Origin of the sequence: Mycobacterium lentiflavum, from assembly GCF_022374895.2 — a bacterium.
Lineage (GTDB): Bacteria > Actinomycetota > Actinomycetes > Mycobacteriales > Mycobacteriaceae > Mycobacterium > Mycobacterium lentiflavum.
In genome coordinates this window covers 5876941-5901783 of record NZ_CP092423.2, presented here as the reverse complement: position 1 = coordinate 5901783, position 24843 = coordinate 5876941, and the positions used below count along the sequence as shown (strand labels likewise).

The window sequence follows — 24843 nt, the reverse complement described above, 5'->3', positions numbered from 1 at the left end:
CGACGTATCTCCCTGGTTCTAGAACGTCCGGGGTCGAGGTATAACCACGCTTGGCGACAAAGCAACTGTCCACATAGTTATACACAGGTGTGGACAGGATAGGCGTAAGCGGGCCGCAACCTATCGGCGACGGCTCGCGATCCGCGGGCTGGAGACAACCGGAGCTAGGTCGTCTGCACAGCGAGTAGATCCGCCATCATGCTTCGTTGTCGAGCGCCGTTCCGGTCTGAAACGGCATTGCCCGAAGCTAACAGTTTTCCGTGCGGCTGCCAACAGTTCTGTTGCATTCCAATCGCGTTCTTTAGAGTCCATCGGGGCGTGTCGTGGCGTGTCGACGATGTCCTGCCGATCGCCTGCGCCGGTAGCCGAGACTTCAAGTCGGGTACCAGTGGCTTCGTTGGGGCAGACCAAGTTTGACCCAGCCAACGCTCGTCAGTACCCTCATACAGTCGCCCGAAAGTCGGCGATACGGCTGCGACCCGGGAGTTATTCGCCCGGGGACCGCGCCGGCCAGCAGCGAGAACCACTTTTCGACCGAGTCACGACGCAATTTAGCTGAGCTAAACGTGAACGGGCGGATGGCGGGGACAAGCTTCTAGCGAGACAGAACGAGGAGAACGCCGTGGCCAAGGGCAAGCGGACCTTCCAGCCGAACAATCGGCGCCGTGCTCGTGTGCACGGCTTCCGTTTGCGGATGCGTACTCGGGCGGGTCGCGCCATCGTCTCTGGTCGGCGCCGCAAGGGTCGCCGCGCGCTATCTGCCTGATCTGACCGACAGGCGTGTTGGCGGTGCTTCCCGCGCGCAACCGCATGAGGCGGTCACGGGAATTCGACGCGACAGTGAAGAACGGGATGCGCACCGCGCAGCCCGATCTCGTCGTGCACGTGCGCCGGGGAGACGATGACGAACCGGGGCCACACGTGGGGTTGATCGTCGCCAAGTCGGTCGGTTCGGCCGTCGATCGTCATCGGGTTTCGCGCCGGCTTCGTCACGCCGTCCGGGGCATGCTGGCTGACCTTCACCAACATGACCGGGTGGTTATCCGGGCGCTCCCGAGTAGTCGGCAGGTGTCGTCGGCGCGGTTGGAGCAGGAGTTGCGCAAGGGTCTGCGCCGCGCCTTCGAACGCGCGGGGACCGACCGGTGACCGTCCCGGCGCGGGTGCGCGGGGGAGTGGGCAGCGCGAGTCGGACACTGGTGCGCGGTCTGGTTTTCCTGATTCAGCTGTACCGGCACCTGGTGTCGCCGCTACGACCGGCGACATGTCGCTTCGTGCCGACCTGCAGTCAATACGCCGTGGACGCCCTCACCGAGCACGGGTTGATTCGCGGGAGCTGGTTGTCGGCGGTCAGGCTGGCCAAGTGCGGACCGTGGCATCGGGGAGGATGGGACCCGATACCGGAACGCGCCTCAGCACACGGAGGCTGCCGGATGGACTTTGCAGACACCACCGCCGCCGGGGACGTCCCGGCGCCGCGAGGGGAGAGTGAATCTTTTGTCGTTTGATCTGTTTAGCCTCGACTTCGTCTACTACCCAGTGTCGTGGATTATGTGGGTTTGGTACAAGCTGTTCGGGGCATTGCTGGGACCCTCGAACTTTTTCGCGTGGGCCCTGTCGGTGATGTTCCTCGTCTTTACCCTGCGGGCACTGCTCTACAAGCCGTTCGTGCGGCAGATCCGCACCACCCGCCAGATGCAAGAACTGCAGCCACAGATCAAGGCGCTGCAGAAGAAGTACGGCAAGGATCGTCAGCGCATGGCGCTCGAGATGCAGAAGCTGCAACGGGAGCACGGCTTCAACCCGATTCTCGGCTGCTTACCGATGCTCGCCCAGATCCCGGTGTTCCTCGGGCTGTATCACGTGTTGCGTTCCTTCAACCGCACGACGGGCGGCTTCGGCCAGCCACAGATGTCGGTCGTTCAGAACCGGTTGACGGGGAACTACGTGTTCAGCCCGACGGACGTCGGGCACTTCCTGGACGCGAACCTTTTCGGCGCCCCGATCGGGGCGTCGATGACGCAGCGCACCGGCTTGGACGCCTTCATCGACTTCAGCCGCCCCTCCGTCATCTTGGTCGGCGCTCCGGTGATGTTGCTTGCCGGCGTGGCCACGTATTTCAACAGCCGCGCATCGATTGCCCGCCAAAGCCCGGAAGCGGCCGCAAATCCGCAGACCGCGATGATGAACAAAATGGCTTTGTACGTGTTCCCGCTCGGCGTCGTCGTCGGTGGGCCGTTCCTTCCGCTGGCGATCATTCTGTACTGGTTCGCCAACAACATCTGGACGTTCGGCCAGCAGCACTACGTCTTCAACATGATTGAGAAAGAGGACGAGGCCAAAAAACAAGAGGTGCTGCAACGCCGGGCTGCCAACGCGCCGCTGCCCGGAGCCAAGCCGAAACGCAAGGCGGCGCCGGGGGGCAACGGCTCGTCGACGGTTGACGACGAGGATGCTCCGAAGGCCGACGCCGCGGGCGACGCGTCCGACGGAAAGGCGCCGGATGGCGCGCCGGACAAACCGGATACGTCCGGGAGCGCGGACGGTCCGGCCAACCGCACGCCCCGACCCGGGGCTCGACCGAAACGACGGAAGCGCTGACGACGAATAGCGCCACAGCTTTACCGGGCCGTCTCCGGAGAGTGACCCGAATGAGACAGGGACGGACCCACGGATGAGGGAGAGAAAATGACGGACGCTGACACCACCGAACGCGAGTTGGACACCCCAGTGGCGGTCCCGGAAGACGCCGCCGACGCTGACGAGGCTGACGAGTCGACGGTAGCGGAGGCCGGGGCCGACGAAGGCGACGATCTGGAGGAGCGGTTGGTCGCCGAGGGCGAGATCGCCGGCGACTATCTGGAAGAGCTGCTGGATCTGCTCGACTTCGACGGTGACATCGATCTGGACGTCGAGGGCAACCGCGCGGTTGTCAGCATCGACGGCAGCGACGACCTGAACAAGTTGGTCGGCCGCGGCGGCGAGGTGCTCGATGCACTTCAGGAATTGACCCGGCTCGCGGTTCACCAGAAGACCGGCGTGCGCAGCCGGCTGATGCTGGACATCGCAAGCTGGCGCCGGCGTCGTCGGGAGGAGTTGGCTGCGCTGGGCGACAAGGTTGCGCGACGGGTGCTGGAGAGCGGCGAGCGTGAAGAGCTCAAGCCGATGACCCCGTTCGAGCGAAAGATCGTCCACGACGCGGTCGCTGCGGTGGTGGGCGTCCACAGCGAGAGCGAAGGTGTGGAGCCAAGCCGACGCGTGGTTGTCCTGCACGACTAGTCGGCGCGCATTACAGCGATGTAGTTCACCCTGCGCGAGGTGCTGTAGGTCCGAAGACCGGAGGAATGTTTCACGTGAAACATGTCGGCGGATTCGATCGGGCACAGGCACCCGCCGAAGCGGGGGCGCCGGCCAAGCCCGACGAGCCGCCCGAGGCGCCGCCCGGTACGCCATCCGCCGGGCCGGGCCCCGCGCCGACCGCTGCGGCGGAGATCTTTGGGCCGCATCTGGACATCGCGAAGGCCTACGCGGAGATCCTCGCGACAACCGCCGTAGAACGCGGACTGCTCGGGCCGCGCGAGATCGGCCGGGTATGGGACCGTCACCTATTGAATAGTGCAGCGGTCACCGAACTCCTGGACGACGGCGAGCGGGTGGTTGACATCGGTAGCGGGGCGGGATTGCCGGGGATACCGCTGGCGATCGCGCGGCCCGATTTGGACATCGTGCTGCTCGAGCCGCTCCTGCGCCGCAGCGAGTTTCTCAAAGCGGTCGTCGCCGAACTAGGGTTAACCGTCGAAGTGGCGCGCGGTCGCGCCGAAGAGCCCGGGATACGTAAGCGCTTCGGCGAGAGGGACGCCGCGGTCTCGCGAGCGGTCGCGGCGCTGGACAAGTTGACGAAGTGGAGCATGCCGTTGCTACGGCCGGGCGGACGGATGATTGCGATCAAAGGGGAGCGCGCTCCCGACGAGGTCGAGGAACACCGGCGTGGGATGGCCGCGCTGGACGCAGTTGATGTCAGGGTGGTGACATGTGGCGCGAGCTATTTGCGTCCGCCCGCAACCGTCGTGGTAGCGCAACGCGCAACGCGGTCGCGGCGCGGGTCGGCACCAAGGGCGGACAGGAGAATGCGATGAGCTCGCCCCGGGATCGATCCGGAGGCTCGGGTCCAGGCGCGGAGCACCCGCAGTTGGCACCGGCGCCGCCACTCGCACCGGACGAGACGGTGCCACTCGCGGACGAAGCGCCGAGCGACGCCGTAGCGGATGTTTCACGTGAAACATCGAACGAATTCGACACCCCGATCGGTGCCGCGGCGGAACGCGCCATGCGGGTGTTGCATACGACCTACCCACCGCTGCGCCGGCCGGCTCATCGCCGGGTGTTCACCGTCGCCAATCAGAAGGGCGGCGTCGGCAAGACGACGACCGCCGTCAATCTCGCGGCCGCCCTCGCGCTGCAGGGCCTCAAGGCCCTCGTCATCGACCTCGATCCACAGGGCAACGCAAGCACGGCGCTCGGCATCACCGACCGCCAATCGGGCACCCCCTCGTCGTACGAGGTGCTTCTCGGTGAGGAGACGATCGAGACCGCGCTGCGCCGCAGCCCGCACAGCGACCGACTCTTCTGCGTCCCGTCGACCATCGACCTGGCGGGCGCCGAGATCGAATTGGTGAGCATGGTCGCGCGCGAGAATCGATTGCGCAACGCTTTGGCGCAGCTGGACGACTTCGACTTCGACTACGTCTTCGTGGACTGCCCTCCGTCGCTGGGACTGCTGACGATCAACGCGCTCGTCGCGGCGCCCGAAGTGATGATCCCGATTCAGTGCGAGTACTACGCACTCGAAGGAGTGTCACAGCTGATGCGGAACATCGAGATGGTGAAGGCACATCTCAACCCGCAGCTGGATGTGACGACGGTGATTCTGACGATGTACGACGGCCGGACCAAGCTCGCCGATCAGGTCGCGGAGGAGGTGCGCCGCTACTTCGGCGACAAGGTGTTGCGCACCGTCATCCCGCGCAGCGTCAAGGTGTCGGAGGCGCCCGGCTACAGCATGACAATCATCGATTACGATCCCGGATCCCGCGGGGCGATGAGCTATCTCGACGCGAGCCGCGAACTCGCGCAGCGCGACTAACCACCATTCGTGAAGGGACGACAATGACGACTGCGGGCAAAAAGAAGGGCGGGCTCGGCCGAGGTCTTGCTGCGCTGATTCCTACCGGACCTGCCGAGGGCGATGCAGGACCAGCGACCCTGGGTCCGAGAATGGGAGACGCCGCCGCCGATGTGCTGATCGGCGGACCCGCACCAATCGTCAACGAGATGGGCGCGGTGTATCGCGAGATCTCACCGGCCGATATCGAGCCCAACCCCAAGCAGCCCAGGCAGGTGTTCGACGACGAGGCCCTGGCCGAACTGGTGCACTCGATCCGCGAGTTCGGCCTTTTGCAGCCCATCGTGGTGCGCGCGATCACCCCAACACCGGGCGGCGCGCGGTACCAGATCGTGATGGGGGAGCGGCGCTGGCGGGCGGCCCAGGCGGCGCAGCTGGCCACCCTTCCCGCCATCGTGCGAGAGACGACCGACGACAACCTGTTGCGCGACGCCCTCCTCGAAAACATCCACCGGGCACAGCTGAACCCCTTGGAAGAAGCCGCGGCTTACCAGCAGCTGCTCGACGAGTTCGGGGTCACCCACGACGAGCTGGCCTCGCGAATCGGACGCTCGCGGCCGTTGATCACCAACATGATCCGGTTGCTCAAGCTGCCGATCGCCGTGCAGCGCCGCGTCGCCGCCGGAGTGCTGTCCGCCGGCCACGCCCGTGCGCTGCTGTCACTGGAATCCGGGCCAGAGGCACAGGAGGAGTTGGCGAGCCGCATCGTCGCCGAGGGTCTGTCGGTGCGGGCCACCGAAGAGGCCGTGACATTGGCCAACCGCGGCGATGCGGCGGCCCCGGCCGCGCCGCGGCGCAAGCCGATCCAGATGCCCGGTCTGCAAGACGTTGCCGACCGGCTGTCGAACGCCTTCGACACCCGGGTGACCGTCAGCCTGGGTAAGCGCAAGGGCAGGATCGTGGTGGAGTTCGCTTCGGTCGAGGACCTACAGCGGATTATCGACACCATGACCCCGCCCAAGGCATAACCCGTTACACGGTGTAATTACGTCACTGTGACATCGGTTGAATTCCGGACGGGTATCCGACCCCCTCAAGCACGGAGATCTGTTGTACGTCAAGCCTTTTCGAGGCTCGGCTGCTGCCGGCTGGGTATTTCGGCGCGTTTCGGCCGCGGCGCCAACGTGGCCGGGTCAACACTGGCCCGAGAACAACAAACTCTCCTATCCTGGAGCGGTTGGTGGTGCACGTCGGCCCGGGTACAGCCGGGCTTGCGGCAATGGGCTGCGATACGCACGGAAGCCAGGAGGCTAGTGTCTGCTCGAATCACGCCCCTGCGGCTCGAAGGCTTCGAGCAGCTGCCGAAGCATGCCCGCCGCTGTGTCTTCTGGGAGGTCGATCCCGCGACCCTCGGCGATCAGGACCACCTCGCCGATCCGGAATTCGAGAAAGAGGCTTGGCTGTCGATGGTGATGCTGGAGTGGGGGTCGTGCGGTCAGGTCGCGACCGCGATTCCCGACGAGCAGAGCGTCACCGATCCGCCGTGTCTGGGCTATGTGCTGTACGCGCCCCCGGGTGCGGTGCCGCGGGCGCACCGGTTTCCTACCGCGCCGGTGTCGCCGGACGCGGTGCTGCTGACTTCGATGGGTGTCGAACTCGGGCACGCCTCCGACGATTTGCCGCATCACCTGCTGGCCCGGGTGATCGACGAGTTGATGCGTCGCGGGGTCCGCGCGCTGGAAGCCTTCGGTCGTACTCCGGCGTCGGAGTCGTTGGATCCCAAGCTCGCTGACCCCGACGTCCGACCGGTGCTGGAGGCCCTCGGGGATTGCTCAGTGGACCGCTGCATCATCGATGCGGAGTTCTTAAAAGACGTGGGTTTCGTTGTGGTGGCGCCACATCCGTACTTCCCGCGGTTACGTCTCGAGCTCGACAAGGGCCTGGGATGGAAGGCCGAGGTGGAAGCGGCCCTGGAGCGCCTGCTGCAAAACGCGGAACTTCAGCAGCCGGTCGGCGCCGGGTCTGGCAGTGTTTTGAAGGCGGGAAATACGTTGCAGCACAAGCAGAACGGTTAAGTACCGCCGAGGCGGGTGGTCCGTTCGACCGACAATTCGTGAGCAAGCAGCTCGGCGAAAGTGAAGGTGCCGGTAGGCCGGTCGTTCTTGCCGAGCAAGTAGAGCCGCTTTACCGCGGCGAGGATTCCTTCGGCCACCGCATCCCGCGTTTGCGCCGAGAGCAGCCTGTCCCGGTCACCGGGGTTGGTGATGTAGCCGACGTCGACCTGGACAGTGGGCATCCGGGTCAGCCGCAGCAGATCCCAGGTGCGGCCATGCGTCCGGCAATCGCGTAACCCGGTGCGGGCCACCACTTCTCGCTGAATGAAGTCGGCGAGATTGCGGCCGATCGTCGACACCGACCCGTGCGAGTTACCGAAGTGAAACGATGCCACGCCGTTGGCGGCAGAGCTGACCTGAGCTTCGCAGCGCAGGCTGATCATCAGGTCGGCACCGACGTTGTTGGCGGTAGCGGCCCGTTCGGCGTCCGACGGACTGCGGTTGGTGGGGCGGGACAGGAAGGTCTCCATGCCGATCGCGGTCATCCGGCCTTCCAGCCGACTGGCCAAGTCCCACAAGATATCTGCTTCACTGACCGGGCCGGCCGGGCCGTGTGCGATCAGACCATGGTCGTCACCGCCGCGACCCGGATCGATGATGATCCGCTTGCCCGAAAGTCGGGGACCCGAGCGCCGGACGAGTTCTTCTTCGCGAATGGCGTGGGGCGAACCGCCGCTGACCCGCGAACTCAGAAAGTACAAGGAGCGCAAGGTTTCCGGCCCGCAGATGCCGTCTGCCGACATCCCGTACTCGCGTTGGTACGACATCAACGCGTTGTGAGTTTGCAGGCCGAAATGTCCGTCGACCAGGCCGGTGTAGAAACCGAGATCTTGCAGCCGGGCCTGTAGCGTCGCGACATCGTCGCCGTAGAGGGGAGCGCCGAATTGGTGGTACAGCGTGCGCGCGCCGAGCCGGTAGGACGCCTCCTTCAGTGCCCGGTAAGTCGCCTCGCCGACGATGCCGTCGACGAGCAGCCCACGATGCTGCTGGAAGGCGCGGACGGCCTGGTCCAGTTGGGCGTCGAAGACCTCGAGGTACACATGCCGGCCCGTCGTCAGGTCTTCGCCGGCGCCGTCCAGTAGCCCCAATGCAGCCAGCGAGGCCCGGATCTCGGTCACAGCTGCGCTGCGGTCACCACAGCGCAGAGCGTCGCCGTTTTCGCGGCGCGGACTCGACATACCAAGGGCCCTCCGGGACAAACTGACAGGCTCACAAATGCAATACAGCTAAGCGGTATTGTCGCAGATTCTGCTCAATATCCGGAAAACCCCAGGCTGAGCGGCGATGCGCCGCGATAAACCGGATCGCGATCAGGTGAGGTTGGGCACCGCGTCGGAAAGCTCGCGCAGTAGTGCCGCCTTGCCCTTCGCGCCGACGATTCGCTTCACCGGTTGGCCGTCCTTGAACAGGATCATCGTGGGGATCGATACGACCTGGAAGTCGCGCGCCGTCTCGGGGTTAGCGTCGACGTCGAGCTTCGCGACGGTCAGCTGATCCGAGCGCTCGGCCGCGATTTCTTCGAGAACGGGCGCGACCATCTTGCACGGTCCGCACCACGTCGCCCAAAAGTCAACCAGCACAGGCTTATTGCTGGATAACACGTCCGCAGAGAAGGAAGCGTCGGAGACTTCCTTTGTGGCTCCGGCTTTTTCGGCGTCACTCATCGTGGTGCTCCAATCAAATCGGTATCGTCCGCATTTCCGGCCGCCGTCGTTTCGCCGGCGACTTCCGTTTCTTCGTGCTCGGCCAACCAGCGCTCGGCGTCAATGGCCGCCGCGCAGCCACTGCCCGCCGCGGTGACGGCCTGCCGGTAGGTGCGGTCCACCAGGTCGCCGGCCGCGAAGACACCTTCGAGTGTGGTGTTTGTGGTGCGGCCCTTGACAAGTACGTAGCCGTCCGGGTCGACGTCGATGACGTCGCGCACCAGAGCCGACCGTGGTTCGTGACCGATCGCGACGAACACACCCGTGACTGGGAGTGTGGTCTCTTCACCAGTTATGTTGTCGCGCAACCGCAATCCCGTCACAGTAGTCTCGCCGTCCACCGCGACCACGGTCTGGTTGGTGAGGAACTTGATCTTGTCATTGGTGCGCGCCCGCTCGAGCATGATCTTGGAGGCCCGGAATTCGTCGCGCCGGTGCACCAGCGTCACGCTGCGGGCGAATCGGGTCAAGAACGTCGCCTCTTCCATCGCCGAGTCACCGCCGCCGATCACGGCGATGTCCTGGTCGCGGAAGAAGAATCCGTCACAGGTGGCACATGCGCTGACCCCGCGGCCCAGCAGTTCCTGCTCGCCGGGGACCTGCAGGTAACGCGCCGCAGCGCCCATGGCCAGGATGACGGCGCGCGCCTTGAACGTCTCACCCTCGGCGGTGACGACGGACTTGACCGGCCCGTCCAGCGAAACGGATTCGACGTCTTCCATCCGCAGGTCCGCCCCGAAGCGCAACGCCTGCTCGCGCATCTGGTCCATCAGCTCCGGACCGGTGATGCCGTCGCGGAAGCCGGGGTAGTTCTCCACCTCGGTCGTGGTCATCAGCGCTCCGCCGAACGACGTGCCTTCGAAGACCACCGGCGCCAGTTGTGCGCGCGCCGCGTAGAGGGCTGCCGTATACCCGGCCGGACCGGAACCGATGACGATGACGTCGTGGACTTTGTCATGAGCGGTGTCGGTCATGCGAGCCTTTCGAAGTACAGATTTCTCAATCGTGTCGAACGCCAGCCTAGGCGCGGGTGTTCCCGGCCGTGTCGCGCAGCACGTGGCACCACTTTAAGGGCGGGGGACCTGGGTGCTGGCTAATAGCCCCGTATCGGCGGCGCTGCAGTTCAGGGCCACCGCAAAGACCGCCAGGTCGCCCGGACTATCGGCGGGTAGCACCAGCAGCACGCCGGGGCGCGCGTTGATCTCGATCGGCCGCGCGGCAAGCACCGGTGTGGAAGCCGGATAGCCGAGACCGCCCAGGCAGGATGCGCGCCGACCGGGGTCGCCGAGCGGACCGTACTCGGGAGCACGGCTCAACAGGGCACCGATCTCGGACGCCGACAGCGGGATCGCCATCGGCGGAGTCGACACCGTGATGTGCATGGCGGTGGTTGGGGCGCTCGGGGCGGGCTCGGGCTCGTTGAGCAGCGCCACCGTGCCGACACCGACTGCGGCGAGCACGGCGCCGGCACCGGCCACCCCGGCGGCGACCCGGGCGGGGCGGATGCGCGGGCGTGCGGAGTGAGTCGCCACCCTCGCCGAGGCACCGGGGGCCGCTGCCCGCAGCGCCTCGAAGATCCGCTCCGTTGCCGCGGCCGGTGGTTCGGGCGCCGATTCCGGGTCCGCGCCGACGGCCGCGACATCGCGGCGCACCTGATTCAACGCCTCCATGACCTGCCGGGCGTGCGGGTCTTGGCGCACTTGCCTGCGCAGCCGGGCGGCGGCTTCGTCGTCCAGCAGACCGGCCTGCAGGTCGGCGAGCGACTCGATCGTCGGCGGTGGGTCCGCCCCCGCATTCCGAGGATCAGGATCATCATCCGCCGGTTCGTTCTCCGCGTCGCCCATCCGCCCCAGTGTCCGTCATGCCCGGCCCGACGGTCGTGCGCGGCCCGTTAATGCGGGCCGGCGGGGCGGTCGGGGGCGGTGTGGGCGCCGGCGTCCAGATAGCCGAGTAGATGGGCCAGCCGCACCCGGGCGCGGGCGCATCGGCTCTTGACCGTGCCCTCGGCGACGCCCAGCAGCGCCGCGGTGTCGGCGATCGAATAGCCCTGCATGTCGACCGCCACGATGGTGGCGCGTTGCTCGACCGGAAGCCGCATCAGCGCGCGTTGCACCACCATCGCCGTTTCGACCTGAGCCGTGCGATCGGGCACCGGATAGACGTCCTCGAGCGGCGCGGTCCGGTGAGATTTGCTGCGCCGCAGCCGATCCAGGCAGGCGTTGACCACGATCCGGTGCAGCCAACTGCCGACGGCGGCGTCATGGCGAAACGAGCCGGCGCCGCGGTGTGCCGACAGCATGGCGTCCTGCAGTGCGTCTTCGGCGTCCTCGGGGGTGCGGGTAGTCAGCCGGGCAAGGCGGTGCAGCTGGCGCCGGTGACGTCCGAACAGTTCGCCGAACGCATAGCGGTCACCGGCGACATGGGCGGCCAGCAGCTCGGCATCACTGCGTTCCTGCTGGATAAACCCCCCGACGCCCACGGGCCGGACAGTATCCAATCGGGTGCCGTGCGGCACTTCACCCGACGGCGGGGTTGTGAGTCTCAGGACGCGGCTTGAATGGTGATCTCCGAGAAGCCGGCCTGGCTCTTGCCGCTGGTGGTTCCCAAGGTGGAGATCCACACCAGCAGGTTCGACGTCGGCGCGCCGGCCTTGACCGGGATGACGTTATGACCGGGCTTCAGGGTGAACGCCGGGGCCAGCACGGTGGTGTCGTCCAGCTTCGAGGGCGAGGCCGTGGACGCGGCGCGAATCTCGACCTTGGTGCCGGTGCTCGGCGTATCGATGCTGACCTGGCCGATCACCGTGGGTTTCGGCAGCTGCAGGATCAGCCCCTCGCCCTGCTTGAAGCTGGGGAACGGCACGGCATCGGTATAGACCTCGGTCGCCCAGGCGGTGGTCGGGTCGCCGTCGATCGCCTGCCCGGCCGTACCCGGATTGTCGGCATCGCCGTCGGGCGAAAAGACCGTGGCCCGAGTGGGTTTGACGATGCTGCCCGCCGCGGCGGGGTTCGGCGACGACGACGCGCTCGACGCGCTCGGCCCGTTGAGCCCGAGCTCGTCTTTGTTGAGGCCGCCGCCGACATTGCCGAAGATCTTGCTCACGATCGACGCCAGCACCAACAACGCGACCACGATGATCGCGAGTGCCGCGGCGGCGCCGATCGCCAGGTTGCGGCGCCGTCGCACCATCGCCGCGTACTCCCGGCCGGTCGTTCGCGGGGCTTCAGGTGGCGGGGAGTCGTCGATCGGGCCCAGCACCTCGGTGCGGTCGGCCACCGCGGTGGCCTGTTGCAAAAGGTTCAAAAGCGTTGACGCACTGCGGATTCCGCCATCCTCTTGGATGGAGCGGACGGCGACCGCCGAGATCTGAAAGGGAATGTCGCGATCGATGGAGTTGGGTTCGACGGGTAGGCCCGATGCGTCCCGCTCGGCCGGCGCGAGTCCGCTGCGCACCCCGAACTCCGGCAGCGGCCACCGGTTGACCAGCAGGGCGTACAGCGAGGCGCCGATGCCGCGGATGTCGTCCTCGGGGTTGGCGTCGGGCATGGTCGCCGGGAAGGCCAGCACCACATCGCCGTCGATGCTGACCCGGACCCGGCTGGGATGGTCGATCGACAGGGCGACCCCGTTGCGGTGGGCGGCGTCTGCGCCAACGGCCAACGACTGCATCGCCCGAATGGCGCCGACCGCCGAGGGCGCGGTGTCCGCCACCTCCTGCAACGAGCCGCCACGGATCCACTCCGCAACCACCAGGCCGCCGCGTTGGTTCCGGACGACGTCGAGCACGCGGGCGATCCCGGGCTTGTCGATCCGGCTCAGCCGCAGCGTGCGGGACAGGATCTCCTGCAGAACGTCCTCGGGCAGGGCGCCGTCCGGATCGACGAACGTCAGCGCCACCTGCCGGTCCAGCGCGGTGTCGAGTGCCTGCCAGAACTGCAGCGGCGGCGCACCGCCGTGGAAGACCAGTAGCCGATACCGGCCCCCGGCGATCCGGGCGCCGGGAACCAGGTGGACGTCATCACCCGACGATTCCGCGGCACGTTCGCGGACGACATCGCCGTTGCGCGGCTCCGACGGCGGCGGCCCGGATGGTTCGGGCTTGCGCCCGGCCGGTATATCGGGCTGGAAGTCGTCGGCAGTCGGCCTTGCTATTTGCGAGGGGCGCTCGCCGCCTGAACCCAATCCGGACCCAGGGCCCGAGGCAGCGCTCTCCAAGGGGCGGTCGGTCACCTCCGGTCCTTTCGCTAGCCGGGCGTCGCCCGCTCGATCCGCAGGCCTGCGCCGGATCGGCTCCTGGACCGCATCAACCCCCGGCGGGGACGAATTCCTCTGCTCAGGGTACGTGACCGGGCCCGGCTGAGACGATCCCCGTGGGGCATCGGGCGGCCGGGATTCCAGGGCCGCGGCCGGCTTGGCGCCGCGACCGCCGATCCGGCGACGGACCGCCCCCAATGCCGCCACCGCGTCCGGGACCTGCGCACGAACCATGACCGTCGCCATGATCGGCGCCATGATGCAGCCCAGCACCAACAGCCGCAGCAGGGAACCAGCAGCGCCTCCGCGCGCGGTCAATGCGGCCAGCCCCAACAGCCGGTCGGTGATGTGGGCGATCAGGCCGGCCAGCATCGACGCGACGATCGTCACCAGGATCGTCCGCACCTCCGCGGACCCGATCAGCTGACCGCGGCCCGGCAGCAGCGTGCGTCGCAGCAGGTAGTAGCCGACGAGCGCACCGGCGGAGAACCCCAGCCCGTTGGCCAGCCCGAGGTAGCCGGCCACCAGCTGGGGATCGTGGGTCAGATGCGGCGCGAGCACCGATCCGGCGATCTTGACGGCCGTGATGACGAGGATGATCACGATCGGCGTCCAGGGCTGCTCGCGCGCGTAGAACACGCGCAGCTGCAGAAGCACCAGGCCGTACGGGATCAGCGTGAACGCCGACAAGGCGATCGCGGCGCCCAGGTATCCGGCGTCGACCCCGCCGAAGTGACCGTAGGCGAACAGCGCGCTACCGATCGCCGGCCCGCCGACGGTCATGAACGCCACGATCGGAATCAGCGTGATCAGCGTCAGCCGGGTGGCCAGCGACAAGTCGGCGAGCACCGCCTCGGTGTCGTCGGCGGCCGCGTTGCGGCTCAGGCGCGGCATCACGACGGTCAGCACCGTGACGCCGATCATGCCGAACGGCAGCATCAGCACCAGCCAGGTGTAGTTGTAGATCGCCGGGCCGGAAGCCGCCGCGGTGCTGGCGATTTGGTTGCCCACCACCAAGCCCAGCTGGCTGATCAGCACATAGAGCACCATCGCGGCGGCCATCGCGCCAAATCGCTTGAGCCGCTGGTCGATTCCCCACAGTGGGCGCAGGCTGACGCGCTCGCGGCGCAGCGCGACCAGCAGTACCGCGGTCTGCGCATACACGCCCAGCGTGGTACCGATACCGAGCACCAACAGCTTGGTGTTGCCCATCCGGACGGGATCCACCGACAGCTCACCGGGGACGACCAGATACACCGCCAGGGTCGCCAGCGCGACGACATTGTTGACGACCGGCGCCCACGCCGTCGGCCCAAAGACGTTGCGGGTGTTCAGGATTGCCATGAAGACCGACGTGAGGCCGTAGGCGAGCACCTGCGGCAGCAGCAGGTAGGCGAATGCGGTGGTGAGCGGCTCGTTGACCTGCGGGCTGCGACCGAGCATCAGCCGGACCAGCAGCGGCGCGGCCGCCACCGAAACGATGGTGGCGAACACCAGCAGGGTGGTGGTCACCGTGACCAGGCGCCGGACGAACGCGGCGCCACCGTCGGGGTCGCTCTGTTCGGCCCGTGCCAGCACCGGCACGAAGATCGCGGTGAAGGTCGCCTCCAGCACGAGCGCGGCGACCAGGTTCGGCAGCTGATTGGCTACCGAGAAGGCGCTGGACAGTGCCGCACCCAGGATTGCGGCCAGCACCACGATCCGGCCGAAGCCGGTGATCCGGCTGACCAGTGTCGCGAATGCCATCGCCCACGATCGCGACACCACGGCGGCGTCGGACAGCTCCACCCGCCGGGTGGGCAGGTCAGTCACTGGCGGCAGCGGTCCCGTCGGCGACGGAATCCGGCCCGGCGGCCCGGACGGCCGTGGTGGCGGCTGCTGCCGCGGCGGCGGTTGCTGAGGATGGGATCGCCGGTAGGCGGGTTTCATACGCGGTGCTCTTCGTCGACGCGGCCGCCGACCTCACGCCCCGTGTCGGCGGGATGGTGGTGGGGCGGGTCGGGGCGGTCCAGGTCGGCGCGGTCGGGCTGGCCGCGGAACCGATGCCACAACCGGCGCCCGGCGAGCAGCACCAGCACCGCCGCCGCGGTCAGGGTGATCGCGAACAGCACCTTGCCGTAGGCGTTGGAGTGCACCGACATGCGCACCGGGTCGCCCAGCCGCGTGCCGTCCGGGGTTCTCAGCGTGACGTCGATCGCGACGCGCTGGGTGAAGTTCACTTCGATCGGCACCCGCAGCGGCAGGTAACCGGGCGGCAGTTCGATCTCACCGACGTCGGTCACGGTCATCCCGGGCGGGGCGTCGACCTGCAGGCGGACCTTGATCGGCACGGCGAGACCGTTGTGCAGCGCCAACGGCAGGGGACTGTGCTCGGTGGCCAGGGTGTACGACCCGCCGGGGTTGACGATCGTCACGGCACCGTACAGGTCGTTGATCGTATTACCGACGACCGCCAGCCGTTGCTGGGCCAGCCCGTTGCGGGTATCGGTCGGTTCGGACTGGCTCAGCGCGCGCAGCATGTCTTCGCGCAGCGGAGCGGTGTACTGGACGCCGGTCAGGCCGGTGCGCTCGTCGGTGCTGAGCGCGGCGGTCAGTTTCCACAACCGGCCGGCCTGGCCGTTGATGTCGGCGATGACGTTCTCGCCGAACCGGCCCCGCTCGGGGGCGGCGACGTCCAGCGGTTGCGCCGGCTCGGCGTGGCCCCCCTCGACGGCTTGAGCGTCGCCGATCACCGCCGGCAGCGGCCGGGGCACCCCTAGCCCGGAACGGATCGTCGTTGCCAGCGCCGTCAGGATCACCTGCGCATCGTCGGCGCCCAGGTTCCACGTCGCCGGCGGAACCAGGAGCTGGGTGCGCGGCGGGGCGTCTCGGTCCAGCGCGTGCCACAGCATCGAGCCCAGGGCGTCCTGCCGGCGCGCGGTGTTGGAATCGTGCGCGAGCCGAACCGTCAGCGACGGGTCCAGATAGGTGGGCACGCTGGGGCTGTTGCCCGCACCGGCGAGCGCCGCACCGACCGCTGGGTCGAACGGCGCGACCACCACCTGCGGGGACAGCCGCCGCGGTGCGGTGTCGACGGCGTCGGGCGCGGACGACGTCTGCGGGTCCGGGGCGACCAGCTCGCCGGCGGCCACCGCGACCGTGCTGTTGTTGGCGCTGAGCAGGTCGACCGTGTCGCGGGTCAGCGGGCCGTCCGGGAGCAGCGTGGCACCGCGGATGGAGGAGACGTCCAGAATGTGGTCGACGATGTCGCCGACGCTGGTCGTGGCAATCGCGCTGAGGCCCGGATCGTTGACGCGCTGCAACGCGTCGAGATCGGCCAGCGCGTAGGGCAGCGGGGCGACGCACGTGCGCCTGCCCAACGCGCGCAACCGGTTCAGCCAGCCGGTCGCGGCCGCCTGCCCGGTGCCGGGGTGCGTCGGGGTGCCCGGCTGTTGTGCCGGCCCGTCGGGGGAGTTGGACACGACATAGCCGGCCGTCATCGCGTTGACGGTCACCAGCAGGTCCGGGTCGATGGCCAGGCATAGCGCGCGGCCGACCGCGCCGTCGGGGTCGACGTCATGGCTGGTTGCGACCTCAGCCGCGGACAGCAGGATGTCCAGCCGGCCGCCGGTGGCCAATGAGGAGGCCAGGTCGTCGTCGACCAGGCGGACTCCGATGGTGCCGCCCGGTTGGCCCGGGGACAACCGGGGGCGGTCGGCCAGTGGCCACAGCATGGTCACCCACACGGGTTTCGAGGTGTCCGGCGCGACCGCGGATTCCAGGGCATCGGCGCGGTCGGGCGGCACCCCGATCACCGGCAGCAGGAACCGCGCGTTGTCCAGGCGGGCGGGGGCACCGTAGTCGGGGGTGCCGTTGGCGTTGACCAGCAGGGGATAGATACCCGGCTGGTTGATCCCGAGCGACGCTTTGGCCAGCGAGCGCAGCGGCGCGGACAGGGTGAAACCGACCTCTTGGCCCCGCTGGAGTTCGGGTGCCACCGTGAGGAAGTCGGCGGCCGGCTGGTATTGATCCGTGCCGCCATCCAGCGAGGTGCGCAGGCTCGCCGAGGTGGTGACCGCGGCGGCGTGTTCGAGCCGGACCATCACGTCGCGCACCGGGCGATCACCGATGTTGGTCACCGTTCCGCTGACAGTGACGACCGCCGGGCTGGTCGTGGTGACGACGTCCGGGGTCACCTGGTCGATGCGGACGCGGACGAACGGCGTCGATCCGGGTTCGTTGGCCGCGGCGCGGGGCGCGCCGATGGGGCCGGTGAGTACCACCGCAAAACCGGCGACGATGCCGATCACGACGGCAAGGCGCAACAAGGCGGCCCAGCAGAGTCGGGGCGCGGTCACGGCCCCGGCCCGTGACCGTTCTTACGACCGCGGGGCTTGTCGGAATGCCGGGTTCGGGAATGGGTCTGCGGGTTGCGCCGGGGCGTGCTGGGCGGCAGCGGCGGAAGCGCGGCGGGACCGTCGGTCTGCAGCTTTCCGATCAGCTCGTTGGCGACTTCGGCGAGCCGACGTTCGTCGGCGTAGGCCAACCGCGACGGCAGTTCCTGCATCGGCACCCACGCCACCTCGGCGACTTCAAGGTCCTCGTCGGACAACTCCCCGCCGGAGAAGCGCATCAAATAGTGGTGCACGGTCTTGTGCACCCGACGACCGTCGGTGACAAACCAGTAGTCGATGCGTCCGAGTGCGGCCAACACGCTGCCGCGGATCCCGGTCTCCTCGGCGACCTCGCGAATGGCGGTCTGCTCGGCCGTCTCGCCGAGTTCGATGTGCCCCTTGGGCAACGACCACAGCATCCGTCCACGCCGATCGATGCGCCCGATCAGGGCCGCGACCTGCGCGTCCATCGGGCCGTCGATGCCGTCGATGACCAGGCCGCCCGCAGATGTCTCATGCACGGTCCGCAGCCGCTCCGGCACCCGGCGGGCTGGGCGCGGTCGACGCCTGTTGTTTGCCGCCGAGTCGGCGGTCACCTTGGCGTCGGCGTCGTTTTCGGACGCGCCGACACCGCCACGACCGCGGCGGCGCCCCCGACGTCGACGTGGTTTGGCTTGTTCGCCATCCGACACCCAAGCGATAGTAGCTGGCACGAGCTGTTCTTCCGGACACACTCGCCGCTGGTGCGGGCGCGACGACGGCCCGCGGAAGACTAGGTTGAATTGTCGTGCTCCTCGGCGGGCCGTCCCTGCCCGCATCGTCACACGACTGAGTTGAATTGTCGTGCTCCTCAGCGGGCCGTCCCTGCCCGCATCGTCACACGACTAGGCTGAATTGTTGTGCTCCTCAGCGGGCCGTCCCTGCCCGCATCGTCACACGACTAGGCTGATCGAACGTGTCTGAAGCCGCCGACGATGTAGAGCTGCTGACGTCGGCGTGGATTGCCCTGAATCAGCACGCCGCCGCGCTGGGCGGATTGGGCGCCTTGTTCGAGGCCGCGGGGCACGACCTTTATCTGGTCGGCGGATCGGTGCGCGACGCGCTGCTGCGCCGGTTGAGCCCCGACCTGGACTTCACCACCGACGCGCGGCCCGAGCAGGTGCAGCAGATCGTGCGGGGCTGGGCGGACGCGGTCTGGGAGACCGGCATCCAATTCGGCACCGTGGGCGTCGGCAAGGACGAGCACCGCCTGGAGATCACCACGTTCCGCGCGGACAGCTACGACCAGGTGTCGCGCAATCCCGAGGTGAAGTTCGGTGACCGCCTTGAAGACGACTTGGTGCGCCGCGATTTCACCGCGAACGCGATGGCCGTGCGTATCACGTCGGCCGGCCCGGGCGAATTCCTCGATCCCCTCGGCGGTTTGGCGGCGCTCAAGGCGCGCGTACTGGACACCCCGGCGGCGCCGTCGGTGTCGTTCGGAGACGACCCGCTGCGGATGCTGCGCGCCGCGCGGTTTGTTTCGCAGCTGGGGTTCACCGTCGCCCCCCGGGTGCGGACGGCGATCGAGGAGATGGCCCCGCAGCTGGCCCGGATCAGCGCCGAACGGGTGGCCGCCGAACTGGACAAGCTGCTGTTGGGCGCCGACCCGGTCGCCGGGATCGACTTGCTGGTGCAGACCGGGATGGGTGAGGTCGTGCTGCCCGAAGTCGGGGCCATGCAGATGGCCATCGACGAACACCACCAGCACAAGGACGTCTACCAGCACTCGTTGACCGTGCTGCGCCAAGCCATCGAACTCGAAGACGACGGCCCCGACTTGGTGCTGCGCTGGGCGGCGTTGCTGCACGACATCGGCAAGCCCGCCACCAGACGCCACGAAGAAAACGGCGGCGTGAGCTTTCACCACCATGAGGTCGTCGGCGCCAAGATGACGCGCAAGCGGATGCGGGCGCTCAAGTACTCCAAGCAGATGGTCGACGACGTCTCCCAGTTGGTGTATCTGCATCTGCGGTTCCACGGCTACGGCGACGGGAAGTGGACCGACTCCGCGGTGCGCCGCTACGTCACCGACGCCGGGCCGCTGCTGCCGCAGTTGCACAAGCTGGTCCGCGCCGACTGCACCACCCGCAATAAGCGCCGCGCCGCACGGCTGCAGGCCAACTACGACCGGCTCGAGGCGCGCATCGCCGAGCTGGCCGCCCAGGAGGATCTGGCGCGGGTGCGGCCCGATCTGGACGGCAATCGGATCATGGAGCTGCTGGACATCCCGGCCGGGCCGCAGGTCGGCGAGGCGTGGCGGTTCCTCAAGGAGCTACGCCTGGACCGCGGCCCGCTGACCGACGAGGAAGCCACCGCGGAGCTGCTCGCCTGGTGGAAGACGCGCGGCAACGCTTGAGTCTGGCCGTGGGCGCCGCCGACGAGTTTTAGTAGTTGCCCATTTCGAAGCATTGAAGATCCTGCGGGCCGACGTGTCGGCGGCGCCGGAACCACCGACGTTCGACGTGCGTCGGAAAGGTATGGACTACTGCTTGGCAGGCGATAACGGCGCGGCGATGTGGCACGGCCAACCCGACCTGGACCTCGATCACGACGGCCGTCTCGAATCGATGGGGCTGGACTTCGACCACGACGGCATGCGCGACGACGCGTTAGCCGACTTCGACGGGGATGGATTGGTCGATCACGCGGTACTCGATCTCGACAATGACGGCACCCCCGAGGCGTACTTCACCGACGACGGGTCGGGAACGTGGGCGGTGGCGGTGGACCGGGCCGGGGGATTGCGCTGGTACGGGCTCGACGGGATCGAGCACACCGGCGGGCCGCTGGTCGACTTCGACGGGATAGGGCATCCAGACGATCGGCTGCTGGACGTCGACGGCAATGGGGTGGCCGACCGGGTGCTGTGCACCGACGAGACCGGCGTGACCGGTTATGTGGATACCGACGGCGACGGGCGCTGGGATGTCCGGTTATCCGATACCGACGGTGACGGGTCCGCAGATGGCGCGACCCGGCTTTGACATGGTGTTTTACGGCTTTCGCGAATGGGTAGATCAACGCCTGTGCAGCAGGCAAACCAACTGAAGTGACAGACCCCGATCCCTGTCTACACTCTTATCCATATCCGGTCGGGGAGGCCTAGGAAATCGAGGGAGAAAAAATGCCAAGTTCAACCGTTGTCACACCGGACCTGCTGCGCGCTTCACAGCAGAAGATCGAGTCGCGCCTGCAAGAGGCAGCCGCCATCGCCAATCAATACCTGAGCGGCCACGAGAACGTCGTCAGCGCCGCCGGGTGGACCGGCCAGGCGGGGACGACGTCGCTGAACACGGCCGGCCAAATCCAGCACGACCTGCAGCAGATCATGACCGGCGGCAACCGGTTGGCGCACGGTCTCGGCAAGACGGCCACGCTGATGGAACACCACGAAGCCGATTCGGCCCACAACCTCAATGGTGTGTTCGGCGGAGCCCAGTCCGCCTAAGTCGGTAACCCCAATAGCCCAATTACCGTAAGGAATAACAAAAATGTCAGACCAGATTACCTACAACCACGCCGTCGTCAGCGGCCTCACCGGTGACATCGCAACCCAAGCCGCGCAGTTGATGGAAATTCACGACGACGTGCTGCACATCACCCAGTCGCTGGCCGAGTTCTTTCAGGGCCAGGGCGCCACGGCGTTCTTCGACGCGCAACAGCAGATGCTGCACGGGTTGCAGGACATGATTCAGACCGTCAGCCTGCACGGGCACACCGTCGGCAATGTGCACGAGGCCGCGATCAACGCCGACAACGCGATCGGCGCCTTTTTCGTGTAACCAGGGCTCGGCGGGGCGCACGTAAGCGTGCGCCCCGCGCTTGGCTCTAAGGGAAGACCGTGCTGACCACCTCTCTAGACGGCCTCTGGGTCCTACAAGTACTCACCGGCATCGAGGTCCTGGCTCCCGAGATGGGGCTGCGACCGCATCTGCCCCGCGTCGAGCCCAAACACGCGGCGCTGGCACACCCGGTGACCGCGGAGCTGCGCGCCGCCGGGGCGATCGACGAAACCGATTCCGTCGACGGCGCGATCGTCGAATGGCTGACCGTGCTGTCGCGCCGCGACATCGGATTGCTGGTGCATTTCCGCCTGGCCGACGGCGGCGAACCGGCGCGCGCACTGCTCGCCAGGTTCGCGCAGTGGTGGGTCGCCATCGAACGATCCGGAGACCTGGTCCGGATCACCGGGGCGGGCATCGCGAACAACGAGGGCACGGCCAGTGCGGCGCTCAACGCACAGATCGAAAGACTATGCGGCGCAAATGATCCCGCGCCGCTACGGCCGGTCACGCTGGATGCGGACGCGATGCGCGCCACTGCCACCGACGAGCGATCGCTGCACGAGTTTCTGGGCAATCAAGGCCTCGATGCCGATCAGGTGCACATGTTGAAACTGGCCACCGATCCCAGTCGCTCGGCCCAGGCCTCGTTCGTCGCCCTGCAGTCTGGGGTGGAAACCGGCCTGGCCACCCGGACGCACTTTGAACCGGGCGCGGTGACGATCATCGATACGACGGAAGGACGTGTCGTCGCCGAACAGGTTTCGTCCGGGGGCAAGAACTGGATGATCATCGCGCCGGGGACCAAGACCAACATCGGTATCGCGATCAACCAGATGGTGCGGCGGTTACCGGCCCACGAGGAATGGCATTCGTACCGAAAAGTCGTGTAGTCGAAAGGCAGTGCCAAAATGATAGCATCGGCATCGTGACGAATCCGTGGACGGGCTCATCCAATTCACCGGATCAGGGCGGACCGACTCGGCGAGAACCGCCCGCCCCGCAGTACCAAAACCAAGATTCAGTGTCCGGAACATTACGCATTTCCGATATGGTCGCCCCGCGCAAAATTCCGCCCGGCGGAGGCTGGCGTAAATTCCTGTATCAGGTGTCGGGCCATGTCATCAACTTCGGCGAATCGCCGTCCGAGAGACACTATCGCGAGCTGCAGGAGCGCATCCGTCGTCACATCCGCAAGCAGTACGTGGTGGGGGTCGTCTCGGGAAAGGGGGGCGTCGGTAAGACCACGATGACCGCCTGCATCGGTGCGGTGTTCCGCGAGTGTCGGCCCGAGAACGTCGTCGCGATCGACGCGGCCCCCGGCTTCGGCACGCTGGCCGGGCGGATCGACGAATCTCCGCCGGGCGACTACGCGGCGGTCCTCAACGACACCGACGTGCAGGGCTACGCCGATATCCGAGAACACTTGGGGCAGAACAGCCTTGGACTCGACGTGCTCGCCGGCAACCGCGCGTCCGACCAGCCGCGACCGTTGGTGGCCTCGATGTTCTCCGGAGTGCTGTCGCGGCTGCGCCGCACCCACACCGTGATCGTGGTGGATACCTCCGACGATCTCGAGCACCCGGTGATGAAGGCGGTGCTCGACGCGTGCGACACCCTGGTCTTCGTGTCCGGCCTCACCGCCGACACCTCGTTGCCGGTGACCCGCGCGATCGACCTGCTGCGCTCGATGGGCTACCACGAGCTGGTGTCGCGCAGCATGGTCATCCTCAACGACAGTCGCGATAAATACGACGCGGAGGCGCGCACTTATCTCACCGAGCGTTTCGCTCAATCGGGCGCAACCGTCGAATTCATGCCGTACGACCCATTCCTCGCAAAGGGCGGGATCATTGACACCCGGCATGAATTGAAAAAGAAAACCCGCCTGCGCATATTCGAAATCACCGCGGCATTGGCCGACAAATACATTCCAGATGCCGACAGGCCGCGTTAAATGACCCCATACGTGGGTAAGGTCTCGTTTCCAGCCCGTTGTGCGGTCGCCGTCGTATGCGGAGAACATCTGGTTTCGCAGGTCTATCCGGCCTCGGTGCCGATCGAGGCCTTCATCGACAACGTCGTCGAGCTACTCAACGAGGAACTCAAACGCCGGGGTTTCATCGGACTGGAGTCCGGCATCGGATACGAACTTCACAAGGCCAACGGGGTACGGCTGGACGTCACGAAGACGCTTGACGAACTCGGCGTCGAAGACGGCGCCACGCTCACCCTGGTCCCGGCGGTAGCAGGGGAATCGTTCGAGCCGCAGTACGAGTCGTTGTCGACGGGTTTGGCCCGGGTCGGCAAGGCACTGTTCGAGCCGGTCACGCTCAAAACCGCCGCGCACACCGCATTGGTAATCCTGGCGATGGTCTCCCTGACCCTGTTGGGACTGGCTGTGCGCCAACGCGTCTCAACCGACTCGCTGATGCCCACCATCGTGACCGGGGTGGCCGGTCTGCTGATCGCCGGTGGCGCGACCACGGCGTGGCGATGGTGGCCGGGTCGCACCGACATGGTCGACGGGCTCGGCTGGATCGCGTTGCCCTTGCTCACGGCCAGCCTCGCGTCCGGCGCGCCGGGACAGGTCGGGGCCGCGCATGCGTTTATCGCCGCTCTGGCAGGCGCGGTGCTGACCTGTGGAATCACGTCCGCGACCGGGCGTCACGCGAATGTGGCCGCGACCGTGGTGACAGTACTGGGTCTCGGCGGGGCGGCCGCCGCGGCCCGGATGTGGTGGCCCGTGCCGGCGCAATGGCTGGGCATGTGCGCGCTTGTCGCCCTGCTCCTGCTGCTGACCATGGCCCCGACGATCGCGCTGTGGGTCGCGCGGATCCGGCCGCCCTACTTCGGCTCGATCACCGGGCGCGATCTGTTCCGGCGCAGCGCGGGCCTACCCGCTGACGCGGTGTCGCCGGTCGAGGAAGGCGCCGACGACGAAGCCAATTCCGACACCACGCCGCGCGGTGCTCAGATCGCGCTCGCGGCGGTCCACGCCAACAACGTACTGACCGGAATCTGCGTGGGAGCGGGCCTGACCCTGCCCGTCGCGGTGTGGACCACCCTGATGCCGGGTCGCGACCGCAGTCTGCCGGCCGCCGTGCTGGCCGGCCTGTTCGTAGTGATCTTCATCAGCCGGGGGCGGGCTTTCGCCGACAAACGACAGGCGATCGCGCTGGTCTGCGGCGCCGCCGCGGCGTTGTGCGTCGGTGTCGCGAAATTCGTTCTGCACGAGTCCACTTCATCGGGCTACGGGCTGTTTTGGGGCGCCCTGGTTCTGGCCGTGTTCGGCGGCACCGGCCTGCTGGCCGCCCTGCTCGTGCCGATCACCCGATTCACCCCGTTGGTGCGGATGACCGCCGAATGGGTGGAGATCGCAGCGATCATCGCGGCCCTGCCGCTGGCCGCATGGATCGGCGGATTGTTCACCTGGGTGCGCATGCGATGACCCGG

At 67.3% G+C, this 24843-nt stretch carries 24 protein-coding genes; 16 read left to right on the top strand and 8 right to left on the bottom strand.

Translation table 11 applies throughout. The annotated features are described in order from the left end of the window. The first annotated feature begins 622 nt into the window (after window positions 1-622). The 9 genes from rpmH (at window position 623) to MJO58_RS27435 (ending at window position 7194) form a co-directional block, all read left to right on the top strand. Complete coding sequence (gene rpmH, locus MJO58_RS27475) at window positions 623-766, top strand: 50S ribosomal protein L34 (protein ID WP_003874369.1); 144 nt, start codon at window positions 623-625, stop codon at window positions 764-766. A 23-nt stretch (window positions 767-789) separates the two neighbouring features. Then, a complete protein-coding gene (gene rnpA / locus MJO58_RS27470) occupies window positions 790-1146 on the top strand; it encodes a ribonuclease P protein component (RefSeq protein ID WP_090608268.1) in 357 nt (118 codons plus the stop codon). Beyond that, window positions 1143-1505 (top strand): membrane protein insertion efficiency factor YidD, encoded by a 363-nt coding sequence (gene yidD / locus MJO58_RS27465; protein ID WP_239721584.1) that lies wholly within the window; start codon window positions 1143-1145, stop codon window positions 1503-1505. Before rnpA ends, yidD begins: the two co-directional genes overlap by 4 nt. Before the next feature lie 43 nt (window positions 1506-1548). Then, entirely contained in the window at window positions 1549-2598 is a 1050-nt protein-coding gene (gene yidC / locus MJO58_RS27460) for a membrane protein insertase YidC (RefSeq protein ID WP_434086392.1), read from the top strand. A gap of 87 nt (window positions 2599-2685) precedes the next feature. Beyond that, a complete protein-coding gene (locus MJO58_RS27455) occupies window positions 2686-3276 on the top strand; it encodes a Jag family protein (protein WP_090597973.1) in 591 nt (196 codons plus the stop codon). Window positions 3277-3341: 65 nt separating this feature from the next. After that, window positions 3342-4133: a 16S rRNA (guanine(527)-N(7))-methyltransferase RsmG gene (rsmG, locus tag MJO58_RS27450; RefSeq protein ID WP_434086284.1), complete on the top strand. Its 792-nt coding sequence runs from the start codon at window positions 3342-3344 to the stop codon at window positions 4131-4133. After that, entirely contained in the window at window positions 4130-5140 is a 1011-nt protein-coding gene (locus MJO58_RS27445; protein ID WP_434086283.1) for a ParA family protein, read from the top strand. The genes rsmG and MJO58_RS27445 overlap by 4 nt, the downstream gene beginning before the upstream one ends. A gap of 23 nt (window positions 5141-5163) precedes the next feature. Beyond that, a complete protein-coding gene (locus MJO58_RS27440) occupies window positions 5164-6147 on the top strand; it encodes a ParB/RepB/Spo0J family partition protein (RefSeq protein WP_090597969.1) in 984 nt (327 codons plus the stop codon). 285 nt (window positions 6148-6432) lie between these two features. After that, window positions 6433-7194 carry an acetyltransferase gene (locus MJO58_RS27435; RefSeq protein ID WP_239721580.1) on the top strand — a complete coding sequence of 254 codons (762 nt, stop codon included), beginning with the start codon at window positions 6433-6435 and terminating at the stop codon, window positions 7192-7194. Here the strand turns inward: MJO58_RS27435 and MJO58_RS27430 are convergent. From MJO58_RS27430 to MJO58_RS27395, 8 genes are all read right to left on the bottom strand, one after another. Further along, window positions 7191-8411 carry an N-acetylmuramoyl-L-alanine amidase gene (locus MJO58_RS27430; protein WP_239721579.1) on the bottom strand — a complete coding sequence of 407 codons (1221 nt, stop codon included), beginning with the start codon at window positions 8409-8411 and terminating at the stop codon, window positions 7191-7193. The two genes, MJO58_RS27435 and MJO58_RS27430, sit on opposite strands and share 4 nt — an antisense overlap. A 132-nt stretch (window positions 8412-8543) precedes the next feature. After that, a complete protein-coding gene (gene trxA, locus MJO58_RS27425; RefSeq protein ID WP_090597962.1) occupies window positions 8544-8897 on the bottom strand; it encodes a thioredoxin in 354 nt (117 codons plus the stop codon). After that, window positions 8894-9910 (bottom strand): thioredoxin-disulfide reductase, encoded by a 1017-nt coding sequence (gene trxB / locus MJO58_RS27420; RefSeq protein ID WP_090597960.1) that lies wholly within the window; start codon window positions 9908-9910, stop codon window positions 8894-8896. The genes trxA and trxB overlap by 4 nt, the downstream gene beginning before the upstream one ends. A gap of 93 nt (window positions 9911-10003) precedes the next feature. Continuing rightward, window positions 10004-10780 carry an RsmA family anti-sigma factor gene (locus MJO58_RS27415; protein ID WP_239721578.1) on the bottom strand — a complete coding sequence of 259 codons (777 nt, stop codon included), beginning with the start codon at window positions 10778-10780 and terminating at the stop codon, window positions 10004-10006. A gap of 47 nt (window positions 10781-10827) precedes the next feature. Further along, window positions 10828-11415, bottom strand: a complete 588-nt coding sequence (gene sigM / locus MJO58_RS27410; protein WP_239721577.1) for an RNA polymerase sigma factor SigM — start codon at window positions 11413-11415, stop codon at window positions 10828-10830. Between the two features lie 62 nt (window positions 11416-11477). Beyond that, window positions 11478-15119 carry a lipid II flippase MurJ gene (locus MJO58_RS27405; RefSeq protein ID WP_239721576.1) on the bottom strand — a complete coding sequence of 1214 codons (3642 nt, stop codon included), beginning with the start codon at window positions 15117-15119 and terminating at the stop codon, window positions 11478-11480. Further along, window positions 15116-17527 (bottom strand): DUF6049 family protein, encoded by a 2412-nt coding sequence (locus MJO58_RS27400; protein WP_239721575.1) that lies wholly within the window; start codon window positions 17525-17527, stop codon window positions 15116-15118. The genes MJO58_RS27405 and MJO58_RS27400 overlap by 4 nt, the downstream gene beginning before the upstream one ends. Then, entirely contained in the window at window positions 17524-18255 is a 732-nt protein-coding gene (locus tag MJO58_RS27395) for an NUDIX hydrolase (RefSeq protein WP_239721573.1), read from the bottom strand. The genes MJO58_RS27400 and MJO58_RS27395 overlap by 4 nt, the downstream gene beginning before the upstream one ends. A 263-nt stretch (window positions 18256-18518) precedes the next feature. Here MJO58_RS27395 and MJO58_RS27390 point away from each other — a divergent pair, with 263 nt between their 5' ends. The 7 genes from MJO58_RS27390 to eccD all read left to right on the top strand — a co-directional run bounded on the left by MJO58_RS27390 (window position 18519) and on the right by eccD (window position 24838). Continuing rightward, entirely contained in the window at window positions 18519-19961 is a 1443-nt protein-coding gene (locus MJO58_RS27390) for a CCA tRNA nucleotidyltransferase (RefSeq protein WP_090597949.1), read from the top strand. Window positions 19962-20082: 121 nt separating this feature from the next. After that, window positions 20083-20589, top strand: coding sequence for a pullulanase (locus MJO58_RS27385; protein ID WP_239723470.1), 507 nt, complete (start codon window positions 20083-20085; stop codon window positions 20587-20589). Window positions 20590-20729: 140 nt separating this feature from the next. Continuing rightward, window positions 20730-21053: a WXG100 family type VII secretion target gene (locus tag MJO58_RS27380; RefSeq protein WP_090597947.1), complete on the top strand. Its 324-nt coding sequence runs from the start codon at window positions 20730-20732 to the stop codon at window positions 21051-21053. Between the two features lie 43 nt (window positions 21054-21096). After that, entirely contained in the window at window positions 21097-21387 is a 291-nt protein-coding gene (locus MJO58_RS27375; protein ID WP_090597946.1) for a WXG100 family type VII secretion target, read from the top strand. A 59-nt stretch (window positions 21388-21446) separates the two neighbouring features. After that, window positions 21447-22280, top strand: coding sequence for an ESX secretion-associated protein EspG (locus MJO58_RS27370; RefSeq protein ID WP_239721571.1), 834 nt, complete (start codon window positions 21447-21449; stop codon window positions 22278-22280). Between the two features lie 35 nt (window positions 22281-22315). Beyond that, window positions 22316-23344, top strand: coding sequence for a MinD/ParA family ATP-binding protein (locus MJO58_RS27365; RefSeq protein ID WP_239721570.1), 1029 nt, complete (start codon window positions 22316-22318; stop codon window positions 23342-23344). Then, window positions 23345-24838, top strand: a complete 1494-nt coding sequence (eccD, locus tag MJO58_RS27360) for a type VII secretion integral membrane protein EccD (RefSeq protein ID WP_090597942.1) — start codon at window positions 23345-23347, stop codon at window positions 24836-24838. Window positions 24839-24843 lie beyond the last annotated feature (5 nt).

Coding starts and splice junctions, on each gene's coding strand:
- MJO58_RS27415 (WP_239721578.1), bottom strand. CDS start 10,780: ATGGGCGACGCGGAGAACGAACCGGCGGATGATGATCCTGATCCTCGG.
- eccD (WP_090597942.1), top strand. CDS start 23,345: ATGACCCCATACGTGGGTAAGGTCTCGTTTCCAGCCCGTTGTGCGGTC.
- MJO58_RS27445 (WP_434086283.1), top strand. CDS start 4,130: ATGAGCTCGCCCCGGGATCGATCCGGAGGCTCGGGTCCAGGCGCGGAG.
- rsmG (WP_434086284.1), top strand. CDS start 3,342: ATGTTTCACGTGAAACATGTCGGCGGATTCGATCGGGCACAGGCACCC.
- trxA (WP_090597962.1), bottom strand. CDS start 8,897: ATGAGTGACGCCGAAAAAGCCGGAGCCACAAAGGAAGTCTCCGACGCT.
- MJO58_RS27455 (WP_090597973.1), top strand. CDS start 2,686: ATGACGGACGCTGACACCACCGAACGCGAGTTGGACACCCCAGTGGCG.
- MJO58_RS27430 (WP_239721579.1), bottom strand. CDS start 8,411: ATGTCGAGTCCGCGCCGCGAAAACGGCGACGCTCTGCGCTGTGGTGAC.
- MJO58_RS27405 (WP_239721576.1), bottom strand. CDS start 15,119: ATGAAACCCGCCTACCGGCGATCCCATCCTCAGCAACCGCCGCCGCGG.
- MJO58_RS27380 (WP_090597947.1), top strand. CDS start 20,730: ATGCCAAGTTCAACCGTTGTCACACCGGACCTGCTGCGCGCTTCACAG.
- MJO58_RS27375 (WP_090597946.1), top strand. CDS start 21,097: ATGTCAGACCAGATTACCTACAACCACGCCGTCGTCAGCGGCCTCACC.
- MJO58_RS27385 (WP_239723470.1), top strand. CDS start 20,083: ATGGACTACTGCTTGGCAGGCGATAACGGCGCGGCGATGTGGCACGGC.
- trxB (WP_090597960.1), bottom strand. CDS start 9,910: ATGACCGACACCGCTCATGACAAAGTCCACGACGTCATCGTCATCGGT.
- MJO58_RS27440 (WP_090597969.1), top strand. CDS start 5,164: ATGACGACTGCGGGCAAAAAGAAGGGCGGGCTCGGCCGAGGTCTTGCT.
- yidC (WP_434086392.1), top strand. CDS start 1,549: ATGTGGGTTTGGTACAAGCTGTTCGGGGCATTGCTGGGACCCTCGAAC.